General features: G+C 60.8%; 17 protein-coding genes. 14 read left to right on the top strand and 3 right to left on the bottom strand.

Annotated elements, in window-relative coordinates:
* Nucleotides 1-471: 471 nt before the first annotated feature.
* Nucleotides 472-2,394, top strand: coding sequence for a DUF3604 domain-containing protein (locus CHB86_RS23685; RefSeq protein WP_089235593.1), 1,923 nt, complete (start codon nucleotides 472-474; stop codon nucleotides 2,392-2,394).
* Nucleotides 2,395-2,611: 217 nt separating this feature from the next.
* On the opposite strand, the gene CHB86_RS24435 is transcribed toward CHB86_RS23685, so the two are convergent.
* A complete protein-coding gene (locus CHB86_RS24435) occupies nucleotides 2,612-2,983 on the bottom strand; it encodes a hypothetical protein (protein WP_141134994.1) in 372 nt (123 codons plus the stop codon).
* Between the two features lie 1,098 nt (nucleotides 2,984-4,081).
* Between CHB86_RS24435 and CHB86_RS23680 the strand changes: the two genes are divergently transcribed.
* On the top strand, nucleotides 4,082-4,408 hold the full coding sequence (locus CHB86_RS23680) for a hypothetical protein (RefSeq protein WP_089235592.1): 327 nt from the start codon (nucleotides 4,082-4,084) through the stop codon (nucleotides 4,406-4,408).
* Between the two features lie 181 nt (nucleotides 4,409-4,589).
* Nucleotides 4,590-5,441, top strand: a complete 852-nt coding sequence (locus CHB86_RS24430) for an endonuclease/exonuclease/phosphatase family protein (RefSeq protein WP_141134993.1) — start codon at nucleotides 4,590-4,592, stop codon at nucleotides 5,439-5,441.
* A gap of 478 nt (nucleotides 5,442-5,919) precedes the next feature.
* Here the strand turns inward: CHB86_RS24430 and CHB86_RS23670 are convergent, their stop codons facing one another.
* Nucleotides 5,920-6,852 carry a LysR family transcriptional regulator gene (locus tag CHB86_RS23670; protein WP_089235590.1) on the bottom strand — a complete coding sequence of 311 codons (933 nt, stop codon included), beginning with the start codon at nucleotides 6,850-6,852 and terminating at the stop codon, nucleotides 5,920-5,922.
* Nucleotides 6,853-6,951: 99 nt separating this feature from the next.
* Between CHB86_RS23670 and CHB86_RS23665 the strand changes: the two genes are divergently transcribed.
* From CHB86_RS23665 to CHB86_RS23635, 7 genes are all read left to right on the top strand, one after another.
* Nucleotides 6,952-7,959: a class 1 fructose-bisphosphatase gene (locus CHB86_RS23665; protein WP_089235589.1), complete on the top strand. Its 1,008-nt coding sequence runs from the start codon at nucleotides 6,952-6,954 to the stop codon at nucleotides 7,957-7,959.
* Between the two features lie 46 nt (nucleotides 7,960-8,005).
* Complete coding sequence (locus CHB86_RS23660) at nucleotides 8,006-8,878, top strand: phosphoribulokinase (protein ID WP_089235588.1); 873 nt, start codon at nucleotides 8,006-8,008, stop codon at nucleotides 8,876-8,878.
* Nucleotides 8,879-8,888: 10 nt separating this feature from the next.
* Nucleotides 8,889-10,886, top strand: coding sequence for a transketolase (tkt, locus tag CHB86_RS23655; RefSeq protein ID WP_089235587.1), 1,998 nt, complete (start codon nucleotides 8,889-8,891; stop codon nucleotides 10,884-10,886).
* 2 nt (nucleotides 10,887-10,888) lie between these two features.
* Nucleotides 10,889-11,971 (top strand): class II fructose-bisphosphate aldolase, encoded by a 1,083-nt coding sequence (gene fba / locus CHB86_RS23650; protein ID WP_089235586.1) that lies wholly within the window; start codon nucleotides 10,889-10,891, stop codon nucleotides 11,969-11,971.
* 135 nt (nucleotides 11,972-12,106) lie between these two features.
* Nucleotides 12,107-12,802 (top strand): ribulose-phosphate 3-epimerase, encoded by a 696-nt coding sequence (gene rpe / locus CHB86_RS23645; RefSeq protein WP_089235585.1) that lies wholly within the window; start codon nucleotides 12,107-12,109, stop codon nucleotides 12,800-12,802.
* Nucleotides 12,802-13,032: an HAD family hydrolase gene (locus CHB86_RS23640; RefSeq protein ID WP_089235584.1), complete on the top strand. Its 231-nt coding sequence runs from the start codon at nucleotides 12,802-12,804 to the stop codon at nucleotides 13,030-13,032. The genes rpe and CHB86_RS23640 overlap by 1 nt, the downstream gene beginning before the upstream one ends.
* A gap of 421 nt (nucleotides 13,033-13,453) precedes the next feature.
* Nucleotides 13,454-14,170: an HAD family hydrolase gene (locus CHB86_RS23635; RefSeq protein ID WP_089235583.1), complete on the top strand. Its 717-nt coding sequence runs from the start codon at nucleotides 13,454-13,456 to the stop codon at nucleotides 14,168-14,170.
* Between the two features lie 17 nt (nucleotides 14,171-14,187).
* Here the strand turns inward: CHB86_RS23635 and CHB86_RS23630 are convergent, their stop codons facing one another.
* Complete coding sequence (locus CHB86_RS23630) at nucleotides 14,188-15,108, bottom strand: LysR family transcriptional regulator (protein WP_089235582.1); 921 nt, start codon at nucleotides 15,106-15,108, stop codon at nucleotides 14,188-14,190.
* Between the two features lie 101 nt (nucleotides 15,109-15,209).
* Between CHB86_RS23630 and CHB86_RS23625 the strand changes: the two genes are divergently transcribed.
* The 4 genes from CHB86_RS23625 to CHB86_RS23610 all read left to right on the top strand — a co-directional run bounded on the left by CHB86_RS23625 (nucleotide 15,210) and on the right by CHB86_RS23610 (nucleotide 20,282).
* The gene (locus CHB86_RS23625) at nucleotides 15,210-16,640 is read left to right on the top strand and encodes a form I ribulose bisphosphate carboxylase large subunit (RefSeq protein WP_089235581.1); all 1,431 of its coding nucleotides are present in this window, start codon (nucleotides 15,210-15,212) and stop codon (nucleotides 16,638-16,640) included.
* A gap of 67 nt (nucleotides 16,641-16,707) precedes the next feature.
* A complete protein-coding gene (locus CHB86_RS23620; protein ID WP_089235580.1) occupies nucleotides 16,708-17,064 on the top strand; it encodes a ribulose bisphosphate carboxylase small subunit in 357 nt (118 codons plus the stop codon).
* Nucleotides 17,065-17,122: 58 nt separating this feature from the next.
* Complete coding sequence (locus CHB86_RS23615; RefSeq protein ID WP_089235594.1) at nucleotides 17,123-17,932, top strand: CbbQ/NirQ/NorQ/GpvN family protein; 810 nt, start codon at nucleotides 17,123-17,125, stop codon at nucleotides 17,930-17,932.
* Between the two features lie 7 nt (nucleotides 17,933-17,939).
* Nucleotides 17,940-20,282, top strand: a complete 2,343-nt coding sequence (locus tag CHB86_RS23610; RefSeq protein WP_089235579.1) for a nitric oxide reductase activation protein NorD — start codon at nucleotides 17,940-17,942, stop codon at nucleotides 20,280-20,282.
* The last annotated feature ends 228 nt before the right edge of the window (nucleotides 20,283-20,510 follow it).

The following is a 20,510-nucleotide window of genomic DNA, read 5'->3' as shown; positions in this document are numbered from 1 at the left end:
CAGCAACGACCTCCCGTACCGTATTGTGGCTGGTGGCTGCAGACTCCGGCATTTGCCCCACTCCTTCAATGTTGCGTTGCGGCTGACCTCCCACGAGCTCCGCGCACTTTCCCTCCCCGGAGCGGCGTAAGAGCTCTCCCATCGGGCTATCTATCATCTTTCGATCCAAGCGGCGTTGACCCTCATCAAGAAAAGGCATGACGTACGTAGGAGATATCTGTTTGCGCCGAGAATGCAGACCAGCCGAGCGATCCGAATGACCGCTTCCGCTGCGCAGCCCGAAGCCCCCGTGGCAGCGCGTTGTGAAACGAAAATGGGGCTGCGGGCCGGCCTTACTTGACGTCGAATGTTTCGCGCGCCGGCCGCCGGGCAAAGCGACCGAATGAAGGCGTTGGGACAACGTGCGCTTCGTCAAAACCTTCTTGCCCATGTTACCATCATCTTTGGAATGAAATTTCTCAGGAGTTGGCAATGAAGCACCATCTGTTCATCGCGACCGCCCTCTGCCTCAATGCGAGCCTGGCCTTAGCTTTCGAGCCATCACCGGACGGGTCGACCTTGACCGATGCCTTCCGGGGAAAGTCCTATTCGCCTTACGCAAAGCGCGGCATCCCTGACCGCCCGCTCTGGGGTGACACGCACCTGCACACCTCGACGTCTTTTGACGCCGGGGCTTTCGGCAACCGACTGGACGCTCGCGCCGCCTACCGCTTCGCCAAAGGTCAGGAGGTGCAGGCCACCACCGGTTTCATGGCAAGGCTGTCGCGGCCACTCGACTGGCTGGTGGTCGCTGACCATTCTGACAATATGGGCTTGTTCGACCTGATCTTCGCGCAGGCCCCAAGCATCATGTCTGACCCCGAAGGCAACCGCATTGCCACCATGGTGGCCAATGGCGGCGACGAGGGTGTTGCGGCGGCGCTGGAACTGATCGACGCCTATTCGCGCGGCGAAGTGATTTCGCCGGCCCTTGCGGTGGAAGCCGGGTCCAAACCGTTTCGCTCGGTTTGGCAACGTCAGATCCAGGCAGCCGAGGAGGCCTACGAACCAGGACTGTTCACCAGCTTCATCGGCTACGAATGGACCTCCCTCATCCAGGGCGGGAACATGCACCGCGTGGTCATTTATCGCGACGGTGGCGAGAAGGCCGGCATGATCGACCCATTCACGACCGAAGCGCCCTTTGGGTCGATTAATCCGCGCGACCTCTGGAACTGGATGGCGAATTACGAGGAAGTCACGCGTGGCGACGTGCTTGCGATCGCGCACAACGGCAACCTTTCCAACGGCATCATGTTCCCAGAAACCGCACAGTTTGACGGTCGGGAACTGGATGCAGAATACGCAGTGACCCGTGCGCTCTGGGAGCCCGTATACGAGGCAACGCAGATCAAGGGCGATGGCGAGACTCATCCATTCCTCAGCCCGAATGACGAGTTCGCCGACTACGAAACCTGGGACAAGGGCAACCTGAACCTGTCCGAGCTCAAGACCGACGACATGTTGGCCGGTGAATACGCCCGTGAAGCGCTGAAAACCGGTCTGATGCTCGAAACGTCCCTCGGCACCAACCCCTACAAGTTCGGTATGGTGGGATCGACGGACAGTCACACCTCGCTCGCCACGGCGCAGGAGGACAACTTCTTCGGCAAGCATTCCGGCGCCGAGCCAAACCCGCAGAGACCAGAGCATATCGTCGGCCAGTTCGGTGACGTACAGATCCTTGGCTGGGAAATGGTCGCTTCTGGCCTCGCCGCGGTCTGGGCGGCCGAGAACACCCGCGAGGCGATATTCGACGCTATGGAGCGAAAGGAGGTCTATGCGACAACGGGTTCGCGCATGGGCGTGCGTTTCTTCGGTGGCTGGGATTACACGATGGACGACCTGACCTCGAGGACCCCGGCTGCTGCAGGCTATGCAAAAGGCGCGCCCATGGGCGGCGATCTGCCTGCAGCGCCGGAAGGAGCAGAGGCGCCCAGCTTCATGGTCTATGCATTGAAAGACCCGATCGGCGGAAACCTGGACAGAATCCAGATCGTGAAGGGCTGGATGGACGCCGAGGGGGAGACCCACGAAAAAGTCTACGACGTTGTTTGGGCAGGCGACAGGCAGCCTGATGCCGATGGAAAGCTACCCGCAATCGGGTCGACGGTGGACGTAGAGCGCGCCACTTGGACCAACTCGATCGGTCAGGCAGAGATGGGAACGGTCTGGAGCGACCCCGATTTCGATCCCTCTCAGTCGGCCTTCTATTACGCTCGAGTGATCGAAATCCCGACCCCGCGCTGGACGGTCTACGATGCCTTCCGAATGGGAGCGTCGCTACCCGAAGAGGCGCCTACGGAGACGCAGGAACGCGCATACACGTCACCTATCTGGTATACCCCGGGCTGATTGGCGCTCTTCCTTAGCATACATCAGGGCGGCCCGACGGGCCGCCCGTTCATTGCAATCTATTGATGTCTGGCCGAGTTGTCTGGTCGCGCAGCCAAGGCGAAGCCGAACTCTTAACGGCTGCGACCGAAGCCAAGAACGTCGCGGAGGGCGCTCGAAACCACTCGAACGTCCAAACCGCGCAGCCTTAGAAACTCAAGCTATTGGGTGGGTGCGATCAGTCGCCCAACTCGGTGCAAACAAAACCGGGTTTGACATCGACAGTGCTTACATTGAGCAATGCCCAAGAGCCGGCTTCGATCAGGCTTCCATTGGACAGCATTCGGAAGATCAACACGCTCCTGCCATCATCACCGTATTCTTCCCATCGGTGACACGTGACCGAACCGCCTCGCTGAGTGTTGCACTCAAGCGCCCAAGCCCGCTCGACCCCGTGATCATTCCACGTGTACGTGCCGCGATCGCCAGCGACGGTATAGGTGTGATTTCGGTCATCTGGATGGGTGCAAGCCATATCCATAGCGTCCGCGACGGTTCCTGACAGCGTTAATGCCGCCGCTACGATGGATGTCGTCGCAATGCCAGTCATGTCCGTTACCCCCATCGTAACAGTGTGTTGTAACCTGCGCTCAAAACTCAATCATGTGGCACTTCAGTCGACCATAGACTGGATCAACGACAGACCCACCGGGTTGGCCCTACGAGATTTCCGCAAGAGGGCTACGCGAAGTGGCCAGACCTCGCCTGGCGCGCGTCTCCGCGGTGCAGCCGGGTGTGCGTCGCCCGCTTGAAACCTCCGTCACATTTGCCGACTAATTCACAAGACCACGACCACGTCGATCAGGTCGGAGCATACGAAAAACCGACAGAGTTGACGTTAGGTAAGCTCTCTTGTAATTAGCGTCCACCCTGAGGAGGACCGAGTCGCATCTGAGCGGCCAGAGGGCCACTGGCCAAAACCGGTGGCCCTTCTACATCTATGAAAGGCGTCAGTAAGCTCGCAGCTTTCGTGGCCGGCGACCTTGAGAGGGAGCGGTGCGACGAGATTGACATGAGCGAAGGTCGAGCCAAGCTTCTGTATCGATGACGATATTTCCTATCGTCTCCGATGGAAGGAATGTGCCCCTTGGTACAGCTGGCCAGCCCCAATGAGTGGGCCCGATTTCGGGTAGGGGCTGGCCAGCCTCATTGCTAGTGTTTGCAACACAGACTGTAGCCGTCGGCCAGAACAAGGGGGGCTTCCGCGACCCCAATTTGATGGGAGCATGCCCAGTTTCATAGTGTTGATATGTTCCCCGAAGATGATCTGCGTCGGCGACCGAACGGTCATCCGACCAATTTGATCAGATGACCGTCTCAAGCCTGAAGCGGAGCCAGAAAACTTCGGTCCACGAGGACAACCTGAGATCTACAGGGTATACGCCCCTCAATTACTTTCGCCTCGATACCATCAAACGCTCCATAACCTGTCCAGAGAACTTGCTTTGACACCGCCCGTTCAAGTCCTGATCGGGTACCGGAATTTCATCTGAGATCCAGCGTACTATCCGTTCGGGTAACGGCCCTCCCAAAAGAGGCGGCGAAGCTCCTAACGTGCAGTCGTTTTCCTGCTTTCTGATCAGTAAGACTCGAGCTGAACCTGTGTGGACTTTCTGTTCCGAGAACCAAGTGAAAAGGAGATCACGCCGTGCTTGAGCAACAGGACATCGACCCAGCCACGTCAGATTTCGCCAAAAACGTTGAACAATCCGCTTGGGCGAGCGCCAGGGAGGCGAACCGCCTCGACTCCGAGATGGCTGCTCATCTGCGTATGCATTTGGCCAAAATCTTCCTCACAGCGTTAAATTGGACTGACCTAGAAGCGGCGTTGCGCGAGCGTGGTTTTTACCTAGAACGGTATCCTTCCAACATGTGGCTGTGTGACCGCCACAGCCACGTCAGGATCTGTTCATGCAGTTTTCTTGGGCAGCCATCAGCACAGCTTGAAGCCCGTCTGGGCACCCGGCCGAATTGATAACAAGCAACCTCAATCCGCCCCTCGCTATCCACGATCACGAAAGCCGAACTTCATGAACCCCGCTAGTCAAATCGGGCCAGTCCCAGTTAAGCGGCAAACGAGCCTCGCATCGGTCCTTATTGAAAGTCGACGGCCTGCCGCATCGAGGCTTCGCGTAGTCCTGTACATTGCGACGACGATGCTTTTGGCCGTTCTGGGTCTCAGCTTTGCTGGAGAATGGCTGCCGCTTGGCGACTCGCTCGCCGTGTTCCGCACTCATATCGCTGCGCTTACCTGCGGAATAGCAGGGATATTTGTGCTATCCGGAGGTCTACGAACCAGTGCCGTTCTCGCAGTTTTTGCCTTCGGCAGCACGGCTCCCCTTATCGTTTCTTCGTCAACATACGGGGCTCTGGGGCCAGATACTTACACTTTGTACCAAAAGAACCTGCTTAATTTCGGCAGAACACCACAAGCCATCGCGGACGACATCAAGGCTTTCGAGCCTGACTTCGTAACCCTACAGGAACTGTCGACCCACAACTTGCACGCACTCGAATCTACGCTCGCCCAGTTTCCAAATCGGGTCATATGCCGCTCAAGTGAAATACGCGGTGTGGCTATGTTGACGAGTCATGAGATCGTCGAAGGCACTGCGCGTTGCTACCCTCAGCTGGATCTTGCGCTGGCCCAAGTGGAGTTGGGCAACAAGCGCATCTGGGTCGCGTCAGTGCATCTTCTGTGGCCCTTCCCCTACGGCCAACACAAGCAAGCGCGAGCAATCGCCGCGGTGATTTCACAGCTCGAGGGCGACATCGTCGTTTCGGGCGACTTCAACATGGTGCGTGGTGGCGCAAGCGTCGGGCGTATAGAACGCGCTGCCAATGCGCGCGCCGCCGGTGAAAACCTGACAACATATCCGCGTTTCAGTGCCTTTGCGCCGCTCGCGATCGATCATGTGCTTGTTCCGGCCAATTCGAGCGCCATAGTAGAACGGCGACCGCTGCTCGGCTCTGATCACTACGGTCTGCTTGCGCAGTTCGACATCTGAACGAAACCCGCAACGGAGCTGGTAGGATGACCGCGTACCTACTTTGATTGCGCGCATGGTCGTTAAGTCCGCAATACAGACCTTTGCAGAAAACCAGTGAAAGTAAGGAATTTGCAGGGAGCGGACCAGCCGCTTAGGGTTCCAAGTGCAGGCCTTCGCAAAATATGCTTTCGCCAAGTGTTCAAGTACGGATAGATCCAAGTGACTTGTAAGCACGGGTGGCGAATTTGAGTGAGATGACGCGGGCAAAGAACGCATAGATCACTTGCTTGCGTGAACAGGAATGCGCGGGCCGCGGCCTCGCAGTCGGCCGCTTTACCTCTGACTTGCAATGGGAGTGCCTGCACGTCTGCCCAAGCCCGAAATCGACATAAGGGCGCCGGTTCGGCGAAGGTTCTCGGCGGTACGGCAATCTGGTGCAAGACAGTGTGTGACGGCGACGGGTAGTGGAAATTGAGTGAACGTTGGGCGGCTGCGTTCAATCGGACAGATTACGCTCGAAAATCGGCCTGACCAAAGAAACGATCTGATCATGCACAACGCGACTGGCTCCGGTCGGAGGTTCTGCCGTCGGGTAGAGAAGGAACCACTGGCGTACGATCGGCAGACCTGCGGCCTTCAAGGCAACCAACCGACCACCATGCAGTTCTTCGGCGATCGTGTGCTGGGACAGGATGGCAATGCCCAGCCCTGCCAGAACAGACTGCTTGATGGTTTCGTTCGAGGACATCTCGATTACCTCAACTGGGTCGCCAGCATCGAGGCCATGAAGAAATCGCGAGCTCAGACTCCGGGTGCCGGATCCGGGTTCGCGGGCAATGAATGGCTGCTGGAGGATCTCCGTGGCTGTGATTGTTCCGCGGTTCGCCAATGGGTGATTGGATGACGCGACAAGAAGATGCGGGTTGGGTCCGATTGCCGTAGCAGATACCGGCGGCGTCCGGGGAGGCCTTCCCATCAAGGCAAGGTCGTAGGCATGGTCTTCCAGGCCCGAAATGATCTCGCCGCGGTTTCCGACTTTCAGAATGACTTCGACTTCCGGGAGCACCTCTCGTAGCCGGGCAACCAGTTCCGGTGCGAAGTACTTGGCTGTACTGACCACTCCGAGAACCACCGTTCCGGCCTTTCCGCTCCGCAAGGCGTCGATGGAATGCACGGCCTGCTCCAGGCTGACTTCGGCCCGGTCGAACGCCTTGAGCAGCGCCGCCCCCTCCGGTGTGGGCGCGAAAGCTGATGGTCCGCTTCGATGGAGCATCGCGCAGTCGAAGTTCTCTTCGAGAGCCTTCAGTTGGCTATGCACGGCGGGTGGTGTCAGGCCAAGTTCATCGGCTGCACGGCTGATGGAACGGAGGTCCGTGACAGCTCTTAGGGCGCGCAACTGTTTGAAAGTTAGAGAGTTCAGGCGCTTCATTTCTGGATAGTTAATCCGCGTTATCAAAAATTAAATTTCTTTATAAATCAAAAAACGGAATATGAAAGCTGTTCCTGATTTGCCGGAGGGGAGGCCGCAATGTTGGATACGGTAGCATCCATTGAGACCAGAGAGATCCCCGATGGTATGCGGGCGCCAATCGACGCGCTCGCACGGGTCGCGCGGAACCTGTCCTTCACGATCCGCCGAGGCGCGCTTGGTCAGTCACTTGGCCACGAAGTCGGAGAGAATACCGACGGTGATACCCAGAAGGCTCTGGACGTGCTCGCCGACGAGGCTTTTGCCAAGGCCCTGACCGGGACCGGTGTGCGGTGGTATGCGTCCGAAGAACGTGACGCGGTCGAGCCATTGGACGTCGATGGGCGCTTCGTGATCGCAATCGATCCGCTGGATGGTTCGTCCAACATCGACGTCAACGTCTCCATCGGAACGATTTTCTCTATCTATGAAGCGAAGGCGAACGCTCAGGCCAGCGTCCTGCGTCCCGCATCGGAGCAGATTGCTGCGGGCTATGTCATCTACGGCCCCCAAAGCCAGATGATGCTTACCTTCGGCAGCGGCGTGCAGCAATATGTGCTGGATCCCGAAAGCGATGTGTTCCGGCTGGTCGACGCGGCCAAGACGATACCGGACGGTTCCAGCGAATTCGCGATCAATGCGTCCAACTATCGTCACTGGTCCAAGCCGATCCGTGCCTATATCGACGATTGCCTGGCCGGGATCGACGGGCCGCGGGGCAAGAATTTCAACATGCGCTGGGTCGCCTCCCTTGTGGCCGAGACCCACCGCATCCTTAGTCGGGGCGGCATCTTCCTGTATCCATCCGACGACCGCAGCGGCTACGAGCGCGGTCGCCTGCGCATGGTCTATGAGTGTGCGCCCATCGCCTTCCTGATCGAGCAGGCCGGCGGGGCGGCGACCGACAGTTGCGACCCCATCATGGGCATGACCGCCAGCGAACTCCACGCGCGCACGCCGTTCGTCTTCGGGACACGGGAAAAGGTCGCCCGGGTGACGGCCTACAACGATCTGCCGGACCAGGAAGTCTCGGCGCTCTTCGGCGCGCGCGGGTTGTTCCGCGCCTGATGTCCGGAAACAGAGATCCGTCGCGCCGTCTGGGAGGAGGCGTCCAATGAGCAAGAAATATCCGATCATTTCCGTGGCCGGTTCTTCTGGGGCTGGTACGTCCACCGTCAAGCACACATTCGACCAGATCTTCCGCCGGGAGGGTATCAGGGCCGTCTCGATCGAGGGGGATGCCTTCCACCGCTTCAACCGCGCCGAGATGAAGGCCGAGTTGCAGAAGCGCTATGATGCGGGAGATCCGACCTTCAGCCACTTCAGCTACGAGGCCAACGAGCTCGGCGAACTGGAGCGGGTGTTTCGGGAATACGGCGAGACCGGAACCGGCCGAACCCGGACCTATGTGCATGACGATGTCGAAGCGCAGACCTACGGCACGCCGCCCGGAGAATTTACCGACTGGCGCCCGTTGGAGCCTGGCTCCGACCTGCTGTTCTACGAGGGGCTGCATGGCGCTGTGGTAAATGACGAGGTCAACCTCGCCGCGCTGGCCGACCTTAAGATCGGCGTCGTGCCCGTCATCAACCTCGAGTGGATACAGAAGATCCATCGCGACCGGGCAAGCCGCGGATACACCACGGAAGCGGTGACGGATGTGATCCTGCGGCGCATGCACGCCTACGTGCATTGCATCTGTCCGCAGTTCACCGAGACGGATGTGAATTTCCAGCGCGTGCCCGTGGTCGACACGTCGAACCCGTTCATCGCGCGCTGGATCCCGACGGCCGACGAGAGCCTTGTGGTGATCCGTTTCCGGAACCCCCGCGGCATCGATTTTTCCTATCTCACCTCGATGATCGGGGGCAGCTGGATGAGCCGGGCCAATTCCATCGTGATCCCGGGCGGGAAGATGGACCTCGCCATGCAGCTGATCTTCACCCCGATGGTTGAACGCCTCGTCCACGAAGCCAAACGCGCCTGAGGAGACCGACATGAACATTGAAACCCCCGTCACCGCAGCGACCGAAGACCTTATGGCAAACGCCATCCGTGCATTGGCCATGGACGCCGTCCAGGCCGCAAACTCCGGCCATCCCGGGGCTCCGATGGGGCTCGCGGACGTCGCAACGGTGCTCTTCAACCGGTTCATTCGGGTCGACCCGGCGGACCACAGGTGGCCGGATCGGGATCGCTTCGTAATGTCGGCCGGTCATGGCTCCATGCTGGTCTACGCCATCAACCACCTGCTCGGTTATGACGACATGGATATCCAGCAACTGAAGAGGTTCCGCCAGCTCGGCGCGCGGACCGCGGGGCATCCTGAGTATGGCCACGCCAAGGGGATCGAGACCACCACTGGGCCGCTGGGCCAGGGGCTCACCAATGGTGTCGGCATGGCGCTGGCGGAGCGTATGCACAACGCGCGTTTCGGCGACGATTTGGTGGATCATTGGACCTATGTGCTGGCGGGCGACGGCTGCCTGATGGAAGGCATAAGCCACGAGGCGATCGATTTTGCCGGGCATATGGGCCTGGGACGGCTGATTGTCCTCTGGGACGACAATTCGATCACCATCGACGGCTCCACCGAGATCTCGACCTCGACCGACCAGCCGACCCGGTTCGCCGCCGCCGGATGGCATGTGCAATCGGTGGACGGCCACGACAAGGAGGCGATCGCGGCGGCAATCGAGGCGGCGCGCCAGGACGCCCGGCCATCTCTCATCGCCTGCAAGACGATCATCGGTTTCGGCGCCCCAAACAAACAGGGCACCGCCGCCACTCATGGCGCGCCGCTCGGGGAGGACGAGATCGCCGCCACCCGCGACGCGCTCGGCTGGACCTTCGCGCCCTTCCAAGTTCCCGAAGCGGTACGCGCGTCCTGGTGCGCCATCGCCAGACGCGGCGCGGGGGCGCGGGCGGAATGGCAGGCGCGGATGAACGGGTCGGATCACGCGGAGGCGTTTCGCCAGTCGCTTGGGCGGCCCGATGCCAAGGCCCTCGGCGCTGCAATCGGCAACTACAAGCACAAGCTCGCGATGGACGGGCCTAAGGTGGCCACGCGAAAGGCGTCGGAGATGGTCCTCGAGATCGTCAATGGGACCCTACCGAACACCGTGGGAGGATCGGCTGATCTGACAGGATCGAACAACACCCGCACGAGCCGGATGGCCTCGGTGAAGCCCGGAGATTTCGCCGGCGACTACATCCACTACGGCGTGCGCGAACATGCGATGGCCGCGATCATGAACGGCATCTCGCTGCACGGCGGCTTCGTGCCCTATGGCGGCACGTTCCTCGTCTTCGCGGATTATGCTCGGCCGGCCATCCGCCTCTCGGCACTGATGGAGCGGCCGGTCATCTATGTGCTGACCCACGATTCCATCGGGCTCGGTGAGGACGGTCCAACGCATCAGCCCGTGGAGACCATCGCGAGCCTGCGCGCTATGCCCAACCTCGCGGTAATTCGCCCGGCCGATGCGGTCGAGACGGCCGAGGCCTGGGAAATCGCCGTGACCTCGGAACGGACGCCAACCGCGCTTTGTTTGTCGCGGCAGGGCCTGCCAACATTGCGCAGAATTCACAGCGACGAAAACCTCGTCGCACGGGGCGCCTATCTGATGCGGGCACCCGATACCGAAAGAGAGGTGACCCTGGTTGCCACCGGGTCGGAAGTCGCACTGGCTATGGAGGCCGCGGAGAAGTTGGCAGAGCAGGGTATCTGCACCGCGGTCGTCTCTGCTCCCTCGCTGGAACTCTTCGCGGCCCAGCCAACCGAGTACCGCGCCCGGGTGCTGGGCAGCGCGCCCCGTATCGCGATCGAGGCCGGCGTATGGCACGGCTGGGGGCAGATCCTGCGCCATGGCGATGTCTTCATCGGAATGGACAGCTTTGGCGCCTCCGCGCCGGCCGAAGATCTGTACCGCCACTTCGGCATCACCAGTGACGCCATCGTCACCGACGCATTGAAACTCATCGGGAGGACCTGAAAATGGCGCTGATCACCATGCGACAGCTGCTGGACCACGCTGCAGAGCACAACTACGGCGTGCCGGCTTTCAATATAAACAACATGGAGCAGGGTCAGGCCATCATGGAGGCGGCCAAGGAGGTAGACGCGCCGGTGATCATGCAGGTCTCGCGCGGCGCCCGTGGATATGCGACCGACATCATGCTCGCCAAGATGGTCGAGGCTTTGGCGAAGGTTTATCCGACAATCCCGCTCTGCATGCACCAGGACCACGGAAATAACGAGGCCACCTGCCTGACGGCAATCTCGCACGGTTTTACCTCGGTGATGATGGATGGCTCTCTCGAAGCGGATGGCAAGACGCCGGCCTCCTACGAGTACAACGCGACCATCACCGAGCGCGTCTCGCGCATGGCCCATTGGGTTGGTGCGTCTGTGGAAGGGGAGCTTGGCGTGCTGGGTTCGCTGGAGACCGGCGAGAGTGCAGCTGAGGACGGGCACGGGGCGGAAGGCAGGCTCAGTCATGACATGTTGCTGACGGACCCGGACCAGGCCGCGGCATTTGTCGCCCATACCAAGGTCGATGCACTCGCCATTGCCTGCGGCACCTCGCATGGCGCCTACAAGTTTTCCCGCAAGCCAACAGGAGACATCCTGGCGATGGATGTGATCGAGGCAATCCACGCTCGCCTGCCCGATACCCATCTGGTCATGCACGGCTCTTCTTCGGTGCCTCAGGGCTTGCAGGACATCATCAACGAATACGGCGGAGAGATGCCCCAGACCTATGGCGTGCCTGTCGAGGAGATCGAGCGCGGCATCCGACACGGTGTGCGGAAGGTGAACATCGACACCGACTGCCGGATGGCGATGACCGGCCAGTTCCGCAGGATTGCGACGGAGAATCCGTCCGAGTTCGACCCGCGCAAGTTTCTCAAGCCCGCGCGCGACGCCATGCAGGAGCTGTGCCGCGACCGTTTCGAACGCTTCGGCACAGCAGGACGGGCCTCCTCCATCCGGGTCATCCCGATGGACGACATGGCCGCTCGATATGCCGCCGGGACGCTTGACCCACACCCCGCCACGGCGGCCCGCGCCGCGTGATCCAGCACCGGCGAGGAAACTCGCGCCGGTTTCCCTCGCATTGAAAATGCCCGGAAAACGGTTGAGCCGGGCGCCGCTGGCGCGGCGCAGACGCACCTGCACCTTGCCGATACTAATCAGCTTCAGGAGGTCTCCATGCCTTTCGATCGTTCCATCAAGATCGCCCCTTCCATCCTCTCCGCCGATTTCGCCAATTTCGGAGCGGAGATCCGCGCGATCGAGGCCGAGGGATGCGACTGGGTCCACATTGATGTGATGGATGGCCATTTCGTCCCCAACCTGACATTCGGTCCGCCCGCGGTGAAGGCATTCCGCCCGCATGTGAAAACGGTGATGGATGTGCACCTGATGATCGCGCCGGTCGATCCCTATATCGAGGCCTACGCCGATGCCGGCGCGGACATTCTGACGGCCCATGTCGAGGCAACGCCCCATATCCACCGCACGCTGCAGGCGATCAGGGGCGCGGGGATGAAGCCCGGCGTCGCGCTCAATCCCGGCACCCCAGCGGAAGCCGTGGAACACCTGCTTGATGTGACGGACCTGATCTGCGTGATGACGGTGAATCCCGGCTTCGGCGGTCAGAAATTCCTCGACATGACCAACAAGATACGCCGCCTTCGGGAGATGATCGGGGATCGTCCGATCCATATAGAGATCGACGGCGGGGTCGACCCGAACACGGCACCGTTCGTGGCCTCGGCTGGCGCCGACGTCCTCGTTGCGGGATCGGCGGTGTTCCGCGGTGGGTCTGTCGACACCCCGGGCGTCTATGGCGACAATATCCGCGCGATCCGGGCCGCCGCCATGACTATCGGAGATGCGGCCTGATGATCCGGATCTTTTTCGATCTCGACGGGGCTGTAATCGACAAGGCGCCTGAACTTCACGGCGTCGCCTATGCGATGCTTGCCGATGCCGGGCTTGGCCCGCTCTCTCCGGAGGCAGCGCGAAGCTTCATCGGCCGAAGCGCAGCTGCCTTCGTTCGCCAGATGCGCATGGCCCGCAGCATTCCCGTCAGCGGACAGGCGCCTCTGCTCCAACGCTTACTGCGGGTCTAAAAGGATGCCGTGTCTCTCACCGCACATCTCCCGGTCTCCCCGAGACACTCGGGCGGTTCGTGGGACATGGGCGCGGGCTGGAGATCTGTCCCGGCAGGCCGCTGGCGTTTGTACGGGCCATTATCGCGCATATGGATCTGTTGGTGCGCTTCCATGTGGCGATCAGCGGCTTCGGCCTGTCGGTCCGGAACCCCCATCCCGCACTACTCCACGGGGCGTTGAGTGCCATTTGAGACGGGCCTGCGCTGTTTGTCCTGGACAGCGAAATCGACGCATATTCGGCGCGTCGCGCCTGCGCCGCTTTCCTGCTCTCCACGGCCGGCCACTGCGCGTCCGGCCCCGACAACCTGGATGCAGCGGGCCGTCTTGATGACCTTGCGGCGCTGCCAGGACTGGTTGCGACTGGCCTGAGGAGGGCGGCATGAGCCTTATGGCGCTAATCTTCGATGTCGATGGGACGCTTGCGGAGACCGAGGAGGCACATCGCAAGGCATTCAACGATACTTTTGCACATGCCGGGGTCGGATGGCACTGGTCGCGCGAGGATTATCGCTGGCTCCTGCGAACAACGGGCGGCAAAGAGCGTATCCGGCGCTATCTCGTGGAGAGCGGCAGCGCGTGTCCCGGCGATGACGCAATCGCCTTGTTGCACAGGCGCAAGACGGTCCGCTACGCGGAGATCGTCGCTGGCGGAGAACTTTCCCTGCGTCCGGGCGTTCGGGAGCTGGTGGCGCAGGCGCGCCTGGCCGGGCTTTCCCTTGCTGTGGCTACCACCACCAACCGGCCCAATGTCGATACGCTATGTGAGTTGTTATGGGGGTGCCCGGCGGGCAATGTCTTCGATGTGATCGCAGCAGGAGACGAGGTCGTCGCCAAGAAGCCTGCGCCGGATGTCTACGAACTTGCTTTGGCTCGGCTTGGTATGGAGCCGGGGGATGCAGTTGCCTTTGAAGATAGCCGCAACGGGCTTCTCTCAGCCCGCAAGGCCGGATTGCGAACGGTCGTGACACCTTCTTCCTATACGCAAGGGGAGGACTTTTCCGGGGCAGACTGGTTTCTGCCTGATCTACGCTCAGAGAGCCTTCCCAAAGAACTTCGCATGACCCTGGCACATGCGGCCCTGCCATCGGCCGAATAGTCCAGGCGGGCTGTTCCTTACTTTGGTCCGCTGGCGAACCGGTCGCCCTCTTCCCGGAGGAATTCGAGGAAGGCGCGAGCCGCGTTCGACAACCGCTTTCCTTTTCGATGCGCCGCAAACCATTGGCGGTGAAGGGGAAAGCCTTTGACGTCCAGAACCGCAATCCGGCCGGCGGCCAGTTCCAGCCGTAATGAGCTGAACGAAAGATAGGCGACCCCGAAACCAGAGGCCACGACCTGCTTGATCGCTTCGCTGTCGTCGAACTCCATGAGCGGTGATATTTCCACCCCGGCGGCCTCGAAAACCTCCTCGACTGCCAGCCGGGTGCCGGAACCGCGTTCGCGCCCGATGATCGGCTCTTCGGCGACACGGGCCAACGGCGTGTTGCGTTGCGCCGTCAGGGGATGATCGGCCGGCGCGGCAAGCACGATCAGGTTTTCCATGAATGACTCCGCCACCACCGCCTCGCGTTCCGGCGGGCGGCCGGTGACGTAAAGGTCGTCGGCGTTATCTGCGATCCGGGCGAGAACGGTCTCCCGATTGGTAAACTGCAGGCGCGGTTCGACACGTGGGAAGCGCCGCTTGAACTGTCCTAGCGCCTGGGGAAGGAAGTACTTCGCCGTAGAAACGGCAGCGACAGAGAGCGGGCCTGCGACCTCTCTGTGCATGTCTTCGAGCGTCGCTTGCATATCCGAGATCCGGGAAAGGACATCGCGAGACGCCGCCGCAACTTCGGCGCCCGCTGCGGTCAGGTGAAGCTCCCGTCCAACCTTCTCGGTCAAAGGTAGGCCAATCTTACCTTCGAGGGCCTTCACCTGCATGGACACGGACGGCTGCGCGAGGTGGACCTCTTCAGCTGCCCGCGAAACGGACCCGTTGCGGGCAACGGCTTCGAAGAGGCGCATTTGTTGAAACGTCGGCGTGATGACCTTTTTCATAGGGAAAAATCTATCTAAAATATAAGAACAATCAATTTTTTTCTAATCTTGAACTCCTCTACTGTCCTCTCAAGGCTCGAGCCAAGGGAGGGAATTTCGAGATGCCCAAAGACGACGTCAGGTCCTACAACGCAGGCGTGAAGGAATACCGGGAAACCTATTGGACTCCGGAGTATACACCGCAAGCCACGGATTTTCTTGCCTGTTTCAAGATCATTCCGCAGGACGGCGTGCCACGCGAGGAAGCCGCCGCCGCCGTCGCCGCGGAGAGTTCGACCGGGACCTGGACGACCGTCTGGACCGACCTTCTGACCGATCTGGACTATTACAAGGGCCGCGCCTACGCGATCGAGGACGTGCCCGGCAGCGACGAGGCCTTCTATGCCTTCATCGCCTACCCGATCGACCTCTTCGAAGAGGGCTCCGTGGTCAACGTGCTGACGTCGCTGGTGGGCAACGTGTTCGGCTTCAAGGCTGTCCGCGCGCTTCGGCTGGAGGATGTCCGCATCCCCATCGCCTATGTAAAAACCTGCGGAGGCCCGCCCCACGGCATCCAGGTCGAGCGGGACATCATGAACAAGTATGGCCGCCCGCTGCTCGGCTGCACGATCAAGCCCAAGCTGGGACTCTCGGCCAAGAATTATGGCCGTGCCTGCTACGAGGGGCTGCGCGGCGGGCTCGACTTCACCAAGGATGACGAGAACGTCAATTCCCAACCATTCATGCGCTGGCGCCAGCGTTTCGACTTCGTGATGGAGGCGATCCAGAAGGCCGAGGCCGAGACCGGCGAACGCAAGGGCCACTACCTGAACGTCACCGCGCCGACACCGGAGGAGATGTACAAGCGGGCCGAGTATGCGAAGGAAATCGGCGCGCCCATCATCATGCATGATTATCTCACTGGCGGCTTCACGGCCAATACGGGCCTTGCCAACTGGTGCCGCGACAACGGGATGCTGCTGCATATCCACCGCGCCATGCATGCTGTTCTTGACCGCAATCCCAACCACGGCATCCATTTCCGGGTGCTCGCCAAGGTGCTGCGTCTCTCGGGCGGCGACCACCTCCATTCGGGTACCGTGGTCGGCAAGCTGGAAGGCGACCGCGAGGCCACGCTGGGCTGGATCGACCTGATGCGCGACTCGCTCATCAAGGAGGACCGCTCCCGCGGTATCATGTTCGACCAGGATTGGGGCTCGATGCCTGGTGTCATGCCCGTCGCCTCGGGCGGCATCCATGTCTGGCACATGCCGGCGCTGGTCAGCATTTTCGGCGACGATGCCGTGTTGCAGTTTGGCGGCGGCACGCTCGGTCATCCCTGGGGTAATGCCGCTGGGGCAGCGGCCAACCGCGTCGCAGTCGAAGCCTGCGTGCAGGCGCGAAACGAGGGCCGCGAGATCGAGAAAGAAGGCAAGGACATCCTCACGAAAGCCGCGAAGCACAGCCCGGAATTGGCGACCGCTATGGAGACCTGGAAAGAGATCAAGTTCGAGTTCGACACGGTCGACAAGCTCGACGTCCAGCACCGCTAATCTTCCCGCATTTTTTGCCGGCCTAGGATGTGGGCCGGCCCGACCTGACATTCGAAAGGATCAAGCCATGAGCGCCATGCAGGATTATCAATCGTCGCTTTCCGACGTCAGCAGCCGCAAGTTCGAGACCTTCTCCTACCTGCCGGAAATGGATGCCGCCGCCATCCGCAAACAGGTGGAATACCTCGTATCCAAGGGCTGGAACCCGGCCGTGGAACATACCGAGCCGGAAAATGCCTTCGGCCACTACTGGTACATGTGGAAGCTGCCGCTTTTCGGCGAAACCGACGTGGACCTGATCCTCGCCGAGGCCGAAGCCTGCCACAAGGCGCATCCCGCGAACCATGTACGCCTCGTCGGGTACGATAATTACACCCAGTCCAAGGGTGCGGAGATGGTTGTCTATCGCGGCAAGCCTGTCTGATCGCCAATGCCTTCGGCCCAGTGGCACGGGGTCGTGCACGCCCAGGAGAGGAATGGAGATGAACATCCAGAACATCGAGCAATACGGCGTCGCGCGGGAGCCATTCTACAGAGTAACCGCAGGCGAAGACGTCCTGTACGAGGCCGCCTATGCGCGCCGGATGCCGGTGATGCTTAAGGGGCCTACGGGCTGCGGCAAGTCGCGTTTTGTCGAATACATGGCCTGGAAATTGCGCCGCCCGCTGATCACGGTGGCCTGCAACGAGGACATGACAGCCTCGGATCTCGTCGGGCGCTTCTTATTGGACAAGAACGGCACCGTCTGGCAGGACGGTCCGCTCACCACCGCCGCCAGGATTGGCGCGATCTGCTATCTCGACGAGATTGTCGAGGCCCGGCAGGACACGACCGTGGTGATCCATCCGTTGACCGATCACCGCCGACAGCTTCCTTTGGACAAGAAGGGTGAGCTGATTTCGGCGCATCCGAATTTTCAGCTCGTGATCAGCTACAACCCCGGCTACCAGTCGCTGATGAAGGACCTGAAACAGTCCACCAAGCAGCGCTTCGCGGCGCTGGATTTCGACTATCCTGCAGCCGACCTCGAGGCGGAAATCGTGGCGCGTGAAGCCGGGGTCGATGCCAGCACTGCCGACAAGCTGGTCCAAATCGCCCACAGGACGCGGAACCTCAAGGGGCACGGATTGGACGAGGGGATCTCCACTCGCCTGCTGGTCTACGCCGGGCAGATGATCGCCGAAGGGGTTGATGCTGATGCCGCCTGTCAGATGACGCTTGTCACACCACTCACGGACGACCCGGACATGCGCCAGACACTGCAGGCGGCTGTCGAAACGTTCTTCGTCTGACCTACCCATGACCATCGCTCTTGAGGAATACCGCGATTGCCTTGCCGAGGCGCCGCCCGATCTGATTGAGACACTCGAACCGATCTTTCATGACGCCGCGCGGCTGATGAGCCCGGCGGGGCTGGCGGATTACATGGAAGGCGCGAGGGGCCTCAACAATCTCGGTCGCGGCCATGACCTCGTCTTCGCCTGGCTGGAGAACATGCCTGCCGTCGTGAAGGAATGCGGCGAGGACGTGATCCGGGACTGTCTCACGGCGGCGATGAAGCTCAGCTCGATGACCTCGGGCGAGGTTATCGCGCTGCTCTTTTCTTCACTCCCTACCGCTGCGCAGCGCCTTGGCGATCCGGAATTGCTGCGCGGATACCTTGCACTGATCCATTCCCTCTCAGCCAAGGCCTCCCGAGGGTTGCGGCCGATGCTCTACAATATCGACGAGTTGCTATCCAAGCTCACACTGTCCGGGCTGCGTCGCTGGTCGACCTTCGGCGCCGAGGCCTATCGGCGAGACCTGCCCAACCTCACGCGCTATTTCGCGTTGGAGAGCGCCGATTCACGCAAGGTTCTGCAGCAGGAACGTCGCGGAACTCTCTTCATAGACACCCACCGCAAGCTGAACTTCTACCTCCGCGCGCTGTGGGGACGTGACTTCTTCCTTCGCCCGACCGCCGCCGATCATGAAGGTTTCCGCCCATACATCGAACACCAGGTACTGCACCTGCCAGATGCACTCGACGATCTGGCCGGCGTCTCCGGGGTTGATCTCTACCGTGCGATTGCCGCGCATCAGGCCGCCCATATTCAGTACAGCACCGGCGCGATTTCTGCTGAGCAGCTCACGCCGGCCCAGATGTTCTTCATCGGTTTGGTTGAGGATGCTCGGGTGGAGTGGGCTGCCGCTCAGGATTTTCCCGGGCTGTCAACGCTCTGGGGGCGGTTGTTGCAACGGGAACGACCGCAGTATGTTGAACATGAAACAATCCTGTGGCTCGAACGGTTTGCCGCCCTGCTGAACGATCCCGCGGCTCAGACTGGCCACACGGCGCTTGATGCCCTCGGCGCGAAGTTCCACGCCGAGATCGCGCAGAATGCATCGGACAACCGCTCCTCCTGGATCCTCGGGTTGGAACTCTACCACGTCTTCGCAGCGAGCCGAGATGTGCCCAGCCTGCGCGTACTGAACTCGATCCGCATCCCCTATCGCGATGACAATCGCATGGTGTGGGCCTTTGAGGAGTTCGACTGGGAGGCACATGGCACCGAGTACATATCCGCCAGCCAGCGACAGCTTCGCAAGTACGTGTCTGTCCTCGAAATGGCTCACGAGGTCGATACCGAGTTGGCCGGGGACGACGCTCAGGAAATCTGGGTCTGCAAGGACGAATTTCGCCCCTATGAGGATGCCGGGGAGGCCACGACGAGCTTCAACGAGATGTGGGGCAAGGAGCCGATCTCGGCGCCTTTCCATTATCATGAATGGGACTACCGGGTGCAGCTTCACCGGCCGGACTGGACAACAGTCTTTGAACGCCGGGCGACGCGCGGCGACCCGGCCCGGATCGACGAAATACTCGCCAACCACCGCCCCGTCGTTCACCGCATTCGGCAGATAGTCGACATGCTTACACCCGCTGGTGTCGCCCGACTACGCGGTATGGAGGACGGAGATGAGATAGACCTCAACGCTGCCGTCGATGCGATGATCGCAATCCGAATGGGAACTCAGCCCGACCCACGAATTACGATGCGAAACGTGCTCCATTCCCGCGACCTGGCGGTGACGGTTCTGCTCGACCTTTCGGAAAGCACCAACGACCCGGCCCCCGACAGCGACAAGACCGTCCTCGACCTGACCCGCGAAGCCGCGACACTGGTGGCCACTGCAATCTCCGGAATAGGGGATCCTTTCGCAATTCATGGCTTCGCCTCGGACGGCCGTCACGATGTGCAATACTATCGCTTCAAGAACTTCGACCAGCACTTCGATGACGAGGCCAAGGCGCGCCTGGACGGAATGCGGGGCGGGCTTTCCACTCGAATGGGTGCGGCGTTGCGTCATGCAGGTCAGGAACTTCTGAAGCAGCCCGAGCGGCGCAAACTGATCCTGCTTTTGACAGATGGCGAACCCGCGGACATCGATGAGCGTGACCCCCAGCATCTTCGCCACGACACACGGAAAGCAGTTGAGGAACTCGCCTCGAAAGGGGTTGCCACCTATTGCCTATCCCTCGACCCAGAGGCCGACAGCTACGTCAAACGGATCTTCGGCGAAAACAACTACACTATTGTCGATCATATTGTGCGGCTGCCGGAGCAACTGCCGAACCTGTTCGCAAGCCTGACACATTGAACCACCAATTGATGGCGAGCCAAGGTGCATAAAGTACCGTCGGCGCGTACTTGGACGGCCCGCAAGGCTTTGCGACCTCGCGGGCAGGAGATGGACCGAAGAGCCGTCGCTCCCTCCAGCGCGACACCGTCGGTGAACTTGCCCCCATTTGACCGGACACCTACGCGGTTTCGGTTTGGGCCCTTATGAACTCGCGGGGCGAGCGCCATTTCAGGCCGGAGTGTGGGT

The sequence above is a fragment of the Tropicimonas sediminicola genome (assembly GCF_900188335.1).
GTDB classification, from domain to species: domain Bacteria; phylum Pseudomonadota; class Alphaproteobacteria; order Rhodobacterales; family Rhodobacteraceae; genus Tropicimonas; species Tropicimonas sediminicola.
This window is presented reverse-complemented; position numbering and strand designations above follow the sequence as displayed.